Here is a 13,045-nt window from a genome sequence, read left to right as displayed (position 1 = left end):
TTTCCCTGTGTGTATATTCATCAATGCAACGGGGCGTATTTTGAACAAGCAATATGACAATTTGATGACAAATAGATGTCTTGGTACTACGGAAAGACTAGTCCGTTGCTAGGCATAAAAAAAACCACCCTAAGGTGGTTTTTTTATCACTGTGCAGCTTATTGTTCGGCACGCATATGCGGGAATAAAATCACATCCCGGATGCTGGCGCTATCGGTGATCAACATCACCAGGCGGTCAATGCCAATGCCACAGCCACCGGTCGGCGGCATGCCATATTCCAGCGCACGGATAAAGTCGGCATCGTAATACATCGCCTCCTGGTCGCCCGCTTCTTTGGCTTTCACTTGTGACAGGAAACGTGCGGCCTGGTCTTCTGCGTCATTAAGCTCGCTAAAGCCGTTGGCCATTTCACGCCCGGTGATAAACAGTTCAAAACGCTCGGTGATTTCCGGCTGCTTGTCTGAAGCACGCGCCAGCGGCGACACTTCGACCGGGTAATCAATAATGTAAGTAGGTTGCCAGAGTTGGCTCTCTGCCGTTTCTTCAAACAGCGACAACTGCAAAGAACCTAAACCGGCATGGTCAAATGCCTTGACGCCGAACTTGAGTAATTCCTGACGCACAAACCCCGCATCATTCAATTGCTCTAAGGTGTAATGTGGCGCATATTTCTGGATCGCACCGATAATGGTCAGGCGCTCAAACGGTTTGCTTAGATCGACTTCTTTACCGGCGTAACTCAGCACCGCGGTGCCTCTGGCTGCAATCGCTGCTGCGCGTATGCATTGCTCGGTAAAATCCATCAACCAGTGATAGTCGGTATAAGCGGCGTAAAACTCCATCATGGTGAATTCAGGGTTGTGGCGTACGCTCAGGCCTTCATTACGGAAGTTACGGTTGATCTCGAACACACGCTCGAAACCGCCTACAATCAGGCGCTTCAGATATAGCTCAGGAGCGATACGCATGAACATCTGCATATCCAGCGCATTGTGGTGCGTGATAAATGGTTTGGCCGAAGCGCCGCCAGGAATCGGGTGCAGCATAGGCGTCTCTACTTCCAGAAACGCGTTGTCGTTCATGAACTGGCGAATCGCGGTGACGACTTTTGAGCGCGCCTTAAAGGTTTCGCGCGTTTCTTCAGAAGTGATTAAATCCACATAGCGCTGGCGGTATTTGATTTCCTGGTCTTGCAGACCATGAAATTTTTCAGGCAATGGACGTAAAGATTTGGTCAGCAAACGTAACTCGGTGACATGCACCGACAACTCGCCAGTGCGGGTTTTAAACAAGCGGCCGCTGGCGCCCAGAATGTCACCCATATCCCAATGTTTGAAGCTTTCGTATAACGCTTCGCCGATCTCATCCCGCGCGACATATAACTGTATCCTGCCGCTGCTATCCTGGATCGTGGCAAAACTGGCTTTACCCATCACGCGCTTCAACATCATGCGGCCAGCCACCACCACTGGGATCTCTTGTGGATCCAGCGTTTCCTTATCGGCTTCAGCATAAGCGGTTTGCAACTCGGCAGCCTGATGTTGCGGTTTGAAATCATTAGGGAACACAGCCGACTGACTTGCCGCTGCCTGTTCGCGCATCAGGCGCAATTTTTCCCGACGTTCTGCGATGACATGGTTTTCGTCAACGGCGGCTTCAATAGGCGCCGATGATGGTTGATTGGATGATTGTGCTGTCATAGTTATCCGGCTGTTGGCCTGAGTGATTTTTAAAACCGCTTATTTTAACATTGTTGCGACTGAATACGTGCGAATTCAGCCGACAGAAGACTGGTTGGGATAAGGCAAATGGATACGCACCATAAACCCGACCGGCGACAGATTGGCCGCTTTGACATAGCCACCGTGCGCCTCTACGATATGCTTGGTCATGGCCAGGCCTATGCCATGACCATCGATTTGTGAAGCACTGCGGCCACGGATAAACGGTTTGAATATCTGCTCCAGTTCTTGCTGCTCTACGCCATTGCCCTGATCCTGTACTTCAATGATGACTTCGCCAGTACGCTCGCTGCGCTGCAACTCAATTGCCACTTCGCCTAACACCGGGCCATATTTGACCGCGTTACGCACCACATTTTCAATCGCGCGCTGCAGCAGTTCCAGTTGTCCGTGTATCAGAATGGCACTCTCCGGCATATCCAGGTGGATGCGTGCATCCTGCCTTTCAAACTGCACATCGCCAACGATGCCTGCCAGCAATCCTTTTAAATCAAGGTCTGTTTTCTGCAGCTTTTGCATGCCGGATTCCAGGCGGAAAATTTCCAGCAACTCGGCGATCATCTTTTCCATGCGCACCGCTTCAAGCTCAACGCGTTGCAATGAGCTTTGCATTTTTTTGGGATTTTGCATCACCAGCCCAACTGCCATCTGGATGCGCGCCAGCGGTGAGCGCAACTCATGTGATACATGGTGCAGCATATTGGATTGGCTTTTGATCATGCTATTCAGCCGCAAAGCCATTAAGTCGAAGGCGGCGCCCAACTCGGCAAATTCATCATGACTGACGGTGATTTTCGGGCTGACGCGTACCAGGAGATTCCCTTCAGCGGCAGTCTTCAGGTGTTCAAGCAGTAGTTTGATCGGATGGGAAATAGACCAGGCCAGCACCCCGGCAAAAATAAAGCTGGTGATTAAACAAAACACCAATGCAGAGAACGGGAAGTTTAATAACAGTTCAACATAATTCAGCTCATTGGGCACATGGATATACCCGGACTGGTTTTCAACTGTTTTGGCGGGAGATGAACTACCAGGAGTCGTCAGCGACGATGATTGCGAGTGGGAGGCATGCGTGTGCGCCGCTTTCTGATGCAATTCCCATTGCACGATATTCCCTACCGTGATCACGGTAGAGATAAGCGCTAGAAACAGTGCGGCAAACAACTTCCAGAACAGCCGTCCCATAGCCCCCGCTATTATTTCAAATGGTTAGTCTCGGACTAATTGATAACCGACGCGGTAAATCGTTTGAATCACATTTACGCCGCCGGAAGCTTCTGATATTTTTTGCCTGATACTACTCAGGTGCACATCAATACTGCGGTCATACTTTACTAATGATCGACCCAAGGCTTTGATCGACAAATCTTCTTTACTGACGATAGTGCCTGCATGCTTGGCCAAAATCTCGATCAAACTGAATTCGGTGCTGGTGAACACAATCGGCTGGTCACCCCAGAACACTTTTCTGCGTTCACCGGAAACCACCAGTTGGCCAACCACAATATCATTGCCTTTAGGGGCGTCGCTATTCTGACGACGCAAGATAGCACGAATACGGGCCACCAGTTCGCGCGGCAGACACGGCTTTTGCACATAGTCATCGGCCCCGCCCTCCAGCCCTTCAATACGGCCTTCATTGTCGTCTTTGGCTGTCAGCATCAGCACAGGGATATCCGAATGTTGCCTGACGTTTTTTAACGTCTGCATCCCATCCTGGCCTGGCATCATCACATCCAGAATCACCAAATCGAACTTACCGGCCAATACATATTGTTCTCCGGTTAAGCCATCGTGCGCAGTTGTGACACCAAACCCCTCTTGTGTCAGGAACTCTTTTAGCATATTGGCTAGCTCGACATCATCGTCAATCAACAGCAGCTTGCTCATTTTATCCTCTTACTGATTAACAGAAGGCTTTTGAACCTTAGCCTCGGAATCTTATAGAACAATCAAATCGATTAACAAGCGTTAAGCAACTAATTTACCCAAGTTTTCACAGTGTATCAAGTTTGTTAATCTTTTTAAATTATAAACCGATTTGATTGATTACAACATATTTAAATTGAACTAAATGCTTCACATAGCTGACTAAGCAACTGACCAAACAATGGCAGCACTTCTGCGGCCCCATGCGGACTTTCGTCATCAGTGGCAGCAATAATATAACTGATTGTCACTTTATCCAGGTTCTCGCGATACTCCAACCAGTGCTCGGCATCCGCTTCCGCAATCAGTCTAAACTTATGAAATCCGGATTCGATAATCTCGGCCAGCAACTCAGCAGAGATCCCTTCAAACAGCGCACTGCCTATCCTTATCTGTGCTTCGTCGTAATCGGGCTGATGCCCTTCCTGAACCAGAGGCATAGTTAAGAAAGCAAATACCAATAATGCGAAACACTGGTAGACGCCCAGCATTTCAAAGTCACTTTGCAGCTCTTCACCCGGATGGCGTCCAGCGGTCTGTATCGCCTTGAATGTCACAAAACTGGCGATGTAATAAGTGGCCTGTTCTACATCTACATTGGCAAACGCTTCCCGCGCTTCTTCTTCAGAGCGCTGCACACCCTGCCGGGTTTCAACCTGGCATAGCTGATGCAGTAATTTCAGGCGTTCGGTGTAAGTCATTTCCATTGATGATCCTTCATTAAAAATTCAGTCACTCAGGCAGTGCTTCGAGCTTTTCCTGACATGCCAGCCATTCACTTTCAATCTTGTCCAACTGCTTGCGATTCTCTGCTTGCGCCATCAGCAAACTTTGTAATTCGGCTTTTTGCGAGACCTCATAGATAGCACTGTCAGCCAGGCGGCTTTCGAATGTATTTTTTTCAGTTTCCAGCGTTGCCATTTGCTTTTCCAGGCTGGCTAACTCTTTTAATAATGGCCGCCGTTCAACCAGCCTGGCCTGCCGGTCAGCTTTTTGCTGATGGTAGCTGTTTTGCTTGGGCGCAGCGCCGCTGTCGGCAATGGCAGACACTTGCGTCATTTTAAGCAGATGCTGTTTGTAGTCATCCAGGTCGCCATCAAATACTTCGGCCTTGCCATCCGCCACCAACATGAACTTTTCGCAGCAAGTCGCCAGCAATGTGCGGTCATGAGACACCATGACCATGCCGCCTTCATACGCTTGCAATGCCAGCGATAATGCATGCCGCATTTCAATATCCAGATGGTTGGTCGGCTCATCCAGCAAAATCAGGTTAGGCCGCTTCCAGATCAGCATGGCAAGCGCCAGTCTGGATTTTTCGCCGCCGGAAAATGGGCCGCAAGCGGTTTTGGCCATTTCGCCACGAAAATCAAAACTGCCCAGAAAATCAAGTAACTCCTGTTCACGCGCGGCAGGGTCCAGCCGTTGCAGATGCTGTAATGGCGAATCAGCTGCAATCAGTTGTTCCAGTTGATGCTGGGCAAAATAGCCAACCCGCAGATCTTTGCCTTCTATCCGTTCGCCCGCCAGCAAAGTCTCAGACTGTGCCAATGTTTTGATCAGAGTGGATTTACCGGCGCCGTTCTTGCCCAACAAGCCGATACGCTCACCCGGGCGGATAGCGAGATGCCCGAAACTGACCAGCACTTTATCGGTATAGCCCAGTTTGGCCTGATTCAATACCAGTAAGGGATCAGGCGCTGAGCCAGGGTCACGGAAACCGAAACTGAAAGGCGAATCCACATGTGCCGCGCTGATGCGCTCCATGCGCTCCAGCGCTTTGATCCGGCTTTGTGCCTGCCTGGCCTTGGTAGCCTGCGCCCTGAAGCGGTCAATATACTTTTGCAGATGCGCCATATGTTGCTGCTGCTTCTGGTAACTCGCCTGTTGCAAGGCCAGCTTTTCAGCACGTTGCCGTTCAAAATCACTGTAACCACCCCGGTATAGCTCCAGCTTGCGCTGCTCTATATGCAGGATATGATTCACCGTATTATCAAGAAATTCGCGGTCATGTGAAATCAATAACAGTGTGCCACGGTAGGCATTGAGCCAGCTTTCCAACCAGATCACCGCTTCAATATCCAGGTGATTGGTCGGCTCATCCAGCAATAGCAAGTCCGAGCGGCACATCAACGCCCGCGCCAGGTTCAAGCGCATGCGCCAGCCACCGGAGAAGTCACTCACGGCCTGTGACAACTGCGCCTGCGAAAACCCCAGGCCAGCCAATAAAGTACTTGCCCTGGATTCGGCACTATAGCCATCGATATCGGCCAGGCGCTGGTGCCATTCGGCGACCAGCAATGGGTCATGCGCTTCACCATTCTGCGCCTGGGCAAGATTGGTTTGCAAGGCACGCAGTTCTTCATCTCCATCCAGCGTGTAGTCCAGTGCGGATTGTGACAGGGCCGGCGTTTCCTGGGCGACATGCGCGATCACCCAGTGTGCAGGGATCAATAACTCGCCGGCGTCAGCCACCAGTTCCCCACGCAACAAGGCGAATAAAGTCGATTTACCGGCGCCGTTTGCCCCGGTCAAGCCTATCCTGTGTCCAGGATGCAATTGAAAACTGGCATCTTCAACCAATGCCTTGCCTGCTCTTGAAAAAGTCAGCTGCTTAAACTGGATCACTGCTGACCACTTTCATTGAACTTGATATCCACGGTGTGACTTTCACTTTAAATTCATTCACTAATTTCATTCACTGCAGGTTGATTTGCCGCTTATTGACTGGTGCAGATCAACTTAACTGTTGCCCCAGAATCATGCAAATTCGGCATTTTAAACGATTCATCCTGATCAGACTGCATAATTCTCGCCGTTAAACCAGCATCTGCTGCGGTGCTGCAACTGTTTTCGAGTAAAATAGTCTGTTGATAAACCACCTGCATCCAAGACCCGTCACTGCTCATGCCTCTGCAAAAAATCAAACGCTGGCTACTCACCCTGCTTATTGTCATCTTGGTGATCCTGGCAGGCATTATCGGTGTGATCCAGTTTTATGTGTTTCCACATATTGATGATTACAAAGACCGTATCGCCCAGGCACTCAGTCAATCGATGCAGCAGGAAGTCACGATTGCACACATCGGCATCCGCTGGAGTGGTTTTGCACCGCATGTGACCCTGGGTAACGTCACCGTCTTCGACAAGCAACAACGCCCTGCGCTGGAACTCTCAAAGGTCACCACCCGCCTGTCGTGGAGCAGCGTGGTGCTGTTATCCCCTTCATTGATCAGCCTGCGTATAGACGCGCCTAACCTGATTATCCGGCGTACAGAGAATGGCGAGCTTTACCTGGCTGGCATCTCCATGTCTGGCAAAGGCAACCCGGCGTTTTCAAACTGGCTGCTGTCACAAAGACGTATCAGCATCACACACGCTACCGTGACCTGGGTCGATGAACAGCGACAGGCGCCGCCTTTATTGCTTGAAGATCTGAATATAGAAATCCTGACCCCGGTATGGCAACGCTTGCTCAACCGGCACACCATCCATATGGATAGCCTGGTGTCTACCGGCACCCAGCAACGCATTACGCTTGATTCGGTATTGATAGGTCACGATGTGGCTAAACCCGAAGTCTGGCATGGCGAAGTTTCCCTGCGCTTGCCGCAGATGGATCTGGCTGCCTGGAGTCCATGGCTGGATCTGCCGGTGAAGGTGCATCAAGGGCAAGGCAGTTTAACCACGACCTTTGCGTTTGAAGCCATGCAATTGCAACGCGTGGCTGCCCAGGTGAATTTGAAAGCGGTTTCTGTCACACCGCCTGATGGCAGCGAAACTTTTTTAGCCAACGCGGTGAGTGGCGAGGTTCGTTGGCAGCGCGTTGAGCAACGCCACATGGTCCATCTGAAACACTTCTCTGCGGATATCCATCCTGGCTTAAACCTTGAAGATGCCAACGGTGAGTTGCAATGGGAAGCGCAAAGCCACGAAGGCGTGCTGACGGTTAAAAAACTGGCGCTAAAGCAAGGCGAAGCGCTGGCCAAGTGGCTGGACGTGCAAGCGGTAGATTCAGCGCCGCAAACTGCAGGGCCACAAGCTTCGCCAGCAAACACTGAACAATCAAAGATTGCACAAATACTCGAGCACGCAGCCCCCAGCGGCATCGCCAGCCAGATCAAACTCCGCTGGCTGAATCGCGCAAACAAATGGCAGGACTATGCACTTGAAGCCAACCTGAATGCCATTCACACAAAAGCTAACGAACAGCTCCCGGGGTTAGAGAACTGGTCGGGGCGGCTGACTGTGCGCCCCAATGCCGGCAGCATTGAACTGGATACACAAAAAGCCAGTTTAGATCTAGCCGGCATCCTGCGTTGGCCGGTACCGATTGATCGTTTGCAGGGCAGTGTCGAGTGGGACAACAACGGCAAAAAAACCCTGATCAGCTCCCGCAACTTGCAATTGTCGAATCCACATATTGCACTACGCACAAATCTGGAATACCAACTGGGCGCTGCCGGCGGGGACACCATACAAGTACAAACGCAGATCGAACGCGGCGATGCCAAACACGCGCCGTTTTATTACCCGCTGATCCTCGGTGAGTCGACATTGCACTGGCTGGATACCTCTATCCTTTCTGGCCAGATCCGGCGTGGCGAGTTGATCATCAAAGGCCGCGTCAAGGATTTTCCGTTTGTGAATGCAGCACATCAGGCTGACCCTGCATTAGGCATATTTAAGGTCACCGCCCAGGTAGATCATGCCAGCCTGGAATACGGCACCGGCTGGCCATTGATTCAAGGCGTAGATGCGTTCCTCAAGTTTGAAGGCACGCGCATGGATATCGCAGTGAAGAATGGCACCACGGTCGGCCAGCGTATCACGCAGGCGCAAGTTGAAATCCCACAGCTGGATGCAGACTGGCCGATGCTGAACGTCAAGGCCACGGTGACAGGCACCGTTGAGCAAGGCGTCAAGTTTGTGAACACCAGCCCGGTACGCCAGGTCACCATGGGTTTTACCGATTACCTGAAAACTGCAGGCGATGCTGAGTTAAAACTGGCATTGCAGATTCCGCTCAACGATGTAGACCAGAGCCAGTTCCAGGGTGATTATGCGATCAAGAATGGCCGCATTGCTGCCAATCCAGAGATCGCCATGCCGGAAATGACCAATATCAATGGCCACCTGAAATTTACTGAAAAAGGCCTGCAAGCACAGGGTGTGCAGCTATCACTTTTTGATAATCCAGCCTCCGTCAGCCTCACTTCCAGGAGTGATAAATCCGTCATTATCCAGGGTAGCGGCCGTATCACGGATGCCGCGCTTAGAAAACTGGACAGTAATCTGCTGACCAAAGCACTGCATGGCACCACAGACTGGAAAAGCAGCCTGCTGATCCAGCCACCCGGCAATATCCGCCTGGATATCCGCTCGCAGTTGATAGGCATGGGCATTGATTTACCAGAACCCATGAAAAAGGCTGTAGAAACACCGGCCAATTTAACCATACGCCTGCGGCAGGAAAGCAACCAGGCCGACAAGATCGCCATTCATTATAACGACTGGTTGCATGCCAACTTGTTACGCACGACCGGCGCGCCAGAACCGAAGATCAGTGCCGGTGAAATCTCGGTCAATACGCCGCCACGTCAGCCTTCTGGTGATGGCATTAACCTGCGGGCAGATTTCCAGAAACTCAACGTAGACGAATGGCTGGCCTACACAGGGCAAACCACAGGCGCAGGTACGGAGCCCGCGCAGCCCATGAGTATCCCGCTCAATCGCATAGATCTGAGTGCTGGCACCCTGCAAGTGTTTGACCGCAACCTGCACCAGATTAAACTGAGTATCACACCAGACCAGGAACGCCTGAAAATGTCTATCCAGAGCCAGGAACTGGCGGGAGACGCAGACTGGATCAGCGCGAAACCGAATAACAAGCTGATTGCCAAATTGAGTTACCTGCGCGTACCGCGCAGTATGGATACCGACAACACACCCGCCGCCCCCGGCGAAGTGCGTCGGCTGAATATGACCTATCCTGAGGTGGAAATCTCTGCACAGGAGTTCCAGTTTGGCGACAAGCAACTCGGCAGCCTGGATATCAAAGCCTACAACAGTGCTGAAAACTGGGTGATCCAGAAAATGAACCTCAACAACCCGGATAGCCAGCTGACTGCTGATGGCACCTGGCGTAACTCTGTACGTAACCCGCAGACCAGTCTCAAATTCAACTTGACCTCCAGCAACCTGGGCAAGACCCTGCAACGCTTCCAGCCTGGCGGCGAGATGGTCAAAGGTGGCACGGGCGAGATCGCTGGCCAGATCGGCTGGCCGGGTAGCCCGCATCAATTTGCGGTGGAGCGGCTGGATGGCAACTTCAGCATGCAGCTCGAAAAAGGGCAGATCCTCAAAGTGCAGCCAGGCGTAGGCCGTTTGCTGGGCTTGTTGAGCTTGCAGAGCCTGCCACGCCGCTTGACGCTGGATTTCCGTGATTTGTTCAGCCAGGGCTTTGCGTTTGATAAAATCACTTCTACCGCTAATATCCGTGATGGCATCTTGCACAGCGATGACCTGTTTATGACTGGCCCAGCGGCCGAAGCAAGGCTCAAAGGTGAAACCAATCTAAAAACGGAAACCCAGCGCCTGAAAGTGAAAGTGATCCCGCATATCAGTGATTCGGTTTCCCTGGCTGCACTGGCAGGCGGGCCTATTGTGGGTGTTGCGGCCTTTATCGCGCAAAAGCTGTTAAAAGACCCATTGAATAAAATCAGCTCCAGTGAATATATGATCACCGGCACCTGGGATAACCCGCAAGAAGTGGATATTGATAAAGCAGAACCAACTAAACAGCCTGTTCAACCCTTAAAAAGCATACAGTGATGTCACACTGGATGCAGTTAACACATTCATTCTAGTTTCAACGGAAAATATGCCATGGCAGACAATAAAACAAAAAAACTGAAATCCGCAGCAAAAGACGATATCGTTAAAGTGGCCGCCATTCAGATGGCCTCCAGCCCGAATGTGGCAGCCAACCTGGTGGAAGCCAAACGCCTGATAGAAATGGCAGTCAAGGCTGGCGCCAAACTGGTTGTGTTACCCGAATACTTTTGCATCATGGGCCTGAAAGATACAGACAAGGTCGCCATCAGCGAAAAGCCGAATGACGGCCCTATCCAGCAGTTTCTAAGCAAAACGGCCAAAGCGTTCAAGCTATGGATCATTGCCGGATCAGTGCCTATGCAAAGCAACCACGCCAAAAAGATCCGTAACAGCTGCCTGGTCTATAACGAAAAAGGTGAACAAGTCGCCCGTTACGACAAGATCCACCTGTTTGGCCTGGACATGGGTACCGAGCACTACCATGAAGAAAACACCATAGAACCTGGTGACAGCGTGGTCGCTATCGATACGCCTTATGGCCGCATCGGGCTGTCGATCTGCTATGACTTGCGCTTCCCCGAACTTTACCGCGCCATGGGTGAGGTGGATATGATCGTCGTGCCTTCCGCATTCACCGAAACCACCGGCAAAGCGCACTGGGAAACGCTAGTGCGTGCCCGCGCCATTGAAAACCTCTGTTATGTGGTTGCCTCGGCGCAAGGTGGTTACCACCTTTCTGGTCGTGAAACCCACGGCAACAGCATGATAGTCGACCCATGGGGCGTAGTACTGGACAGATTGCCACGCGGCTCGGGGATTGTAATTGCCAATATCAACCGCAACTATATCAAGAACCTGCGTCAGAGCTTACCGGCGCTGAAACACAAAACCATTACCACTATTTCATGAAAATGCTGAGTGCCATGCTGGCACTCTTTTCATGAAAACACTTCAAACAATGACGTATTAATAAGTTGACCACTATGCAAACGCTACTCACTACTGCCAATGACATGCTCCTCCGCCCTGCCGGGCTGGATCAGGACGCCTTGAGCAAAGTCCTGTCTGGCATGATGACGCACAATATTGATTATGCCGACCTGTACTTCCAGTACAGTCGTAGCGAGTCGTGGGGGCTTGAAGAAGGCCAGGTCAAATCCGGCAGTTTTAATATTGACCAGGGCGTGGGCGTGCGTGCGGTCAGTGGTGAAAAAACGGCGTTTGCCTATTCGGATGATATCCATCTGGATGCCTTGCAACAAGCGGCACAGGCGACACGCGCCATTGCGAGTCTGGGGCAAGAAAAAACTGGCCACAGCATATTAACCCGTAGCCATGCCCCGCTCTACTTGCCGCAAGACCCGATTGCAAGTTTGAGTGCCGATGCCAAGGTCAAACTGCTGGAAAAACTGGAGCGTTATGCCAAAGCGCAAGACCCGCGCGTGACGCAAGTCATGGCATCTATTGCGGCTGAGTATGAAGTAGTGATGGTCGCGCGTAGTGATGGCGTGATGGCAGGCGATGTGCGCCCGCTGGTCCGTTTGTCATTGCAAGTGATCGCCGAACACAATGGCCGCCGTGAACAAGGCAGCAGTGGCGGTGGTGGCCGGTTTGATTACAGCTATTTCACCGATGAAATCCTGCAGGATTATGCGCAAAAAGCTGTGCATCAGGCATTGGTGAACCTGGATGCTCGCCCTGCTCCGGCTGGCAGCATGACCGTGGTACTTGGCAGCGGCTGGCCAGGCATTTTGCTGCATGAAGCGATTGGTCATGGCCTGGAAGGCGATTTCAACCGCAAAGGCAGCAGCGCATTCAGTAACATGATAGGCCAGCAGGTCGCTGCCAAAGGCATCACCATTGTTGATGACGGCACCATTGCCAATCGCCGCGGTTCATTGACCATGGACGACGAAGGCAATGCACCACAAAACACCGTGTTGATCGAAGACGGCATCCTGCGCGGTTATATCCAGGATACGCTCAATGCCCGCCTGATGGGTATGGGCCTGACCGGCAACGCACGTCGAGAAAGCTATGCGCACATTCCAATGCCACGCATGACCAACACCTATATGCTCAACGGCAACAAAGACCCGCAAGAGATTATCAAGTCAGTGAAAAAAGGCCTGTATGCAGCCAACTTTGGCGGTGGCCAGGTCGATATCACCAGCGGCAAATTCGTATTCAGCGCCGCTGAAGCGTATATGATCGAAGATGGCAAGATCACCTACCCGGTCAAAGGTGCGACCCTGATCGGTAACGGTCCTGATGTACTGACCAAAGTCAGCATGATAGGCAACGATATGTCACTGGATAGCGGCGTAGGCACGTGCGGTAAAGAGGGCCAGAGTGTGCCGGTAGGTGTAGGGCAGCCTACATTGAAGATTGATGGATTGACGGTGGGCGGGACTTCAGCTTAATCTGCTATGAGCTGCATGCTGCTTTGCTTGGGCATTGCTGGACATTCCAGCCCTGATTCAGTTGTAAAACGGCTTTATCACTATAAAAAATTTTAAAACAATAAATTTTAA

The 13,045-nt window shown here is 51.5% G+C and carries 8 protein-coding genes; 3 read left to right on the top strand and 5 right to left on the bottom strand.

The window, feature by feature from the left end; all coding sequences use genetic code 11:
• Window positions 1-158: 158 nt before the first annotated feature.
• From lysS to ACTS9Y_RS11405, 5 genes are all read right to left on the bottom strand, one after another.
• Window positions 159-1,703, bottom strand: a complete 1,545-nt coding sequence (lysS, locus tag ACTS9Y_RS11425; RefSeq protein ID WP_442586055.1) for a lysine--tRNA ligase — start codon at window positions 1,701-1,703, stop codon at window positions 159-161.
• Window positions 1,704-1,778: 75 nt separating this feature from the next.
• Window positions 1,779-2,930, bottom strand: a complete 1,152-nt coding sequence (locus ACTS9Y_RS11420; RefSeq protein ID WP_442586054.1) for an ATP-binding protein — start codon at window positions 2,928-2,930, stop codon at window positions 1,779-1,781.
• Between the two features lie 24 nt (window positions 2,931-2,954).
• Window positions 2,955-3,635 (bottom strand): response regulator transcription factor, encoded by a 681-nt coding sequence (locus ACTS9Y_RS11415; RefSeq protein ID WP_442586053.1) that lies wholly within the window; start codon window positions 3,633-3,635, stop codon window positions 2,955-2,957.
• A 170-nt stretch (window positions 3,636-3,805) separates the two neighbouring features.
• Window positions 3,806-4,381 (bottom strand): hypothetical protein, encoded by a 576-nt coding sequence (locus ACTS9Y_RS11410; RefSeq protein ID WP_442586052.1) that lies wholly within the window; start codon window positions 4,379-4,381, stop codon window positions 3,806-3,808.
• A gap of 25 nt (window positions 4,382-4,406) precedes the next feature.
• On the bottom strand, window positions 4,407-6,302 hold the full coding sequence (locus ACTS9Y_RS11405; RefSeq protein ID WP_442586051.1) for an ATP-binding cassette domain-containing protein: 1,896 nt from the start codon (window positions 6,300-6,302) through the stop codon (window positions 4,407-4,409).
• Window positions 6,303-6,581: 279 nt separating this feature from the next.
• On the opposite strand from ACTS9Y_RS11405, the gene ACTS9Y_RS11400 reads away from it, so the two are divergent.
• From ACTS9Y_RS11400 to tldD, 3 genes are all read left to right on the top strand, one after another.
• A complete protein-coding gene (locus ACTS9Y_RS11400; protein ID WP_442586050.1) occupies window positions 6,582-10,508 on the top strand; it encodes a YhdP family protein in 3,927 nt (1,308 codons plus the stop codon).
• 54 nt (window positions 10,509-10,562) lie between these two features.
• Window positions 10,563-11,420 (top strand): carbon-nitrogen hydrolase family protein, encoded by an 858-nt coding sequence (locus ACTS9Y_RS11395; protein ID WP_442586049.1) that lies wholly within the window; start codon window positions 10,563-10,565, stop codon window positions 11,418-11,420.
• A 74-nt stretch (window positions 11,421-11,494) separates the two neighbouring features.
• Window positions 11,495-12,934 (top strand): metalloprotease TldD, encoded by a 1,440-nt coding sequence (tldD, locus tag ACTS9Y_RS11390; protein ID WP_442586048.1) that lies wholly within the window; start codon window positions 11,495-11,497, stop codon window positions 12,932-12,934.
• The last annotated feature ends 111 nt before the right edge of the window (window positions 12,935-13,045 follow it).

The sequence above is a fragment of the Methylophilus sp. genome (assembly GCF_052173275.1).
Lineage (GTDB): Bacteria > Pseudomonadota > Gammaproteobacteria > Burkholderiales > Methylophilaceae > Methylophilus.
This window is presented reverse-complemented; position numbering and strand designations above follow the sequence as displayed.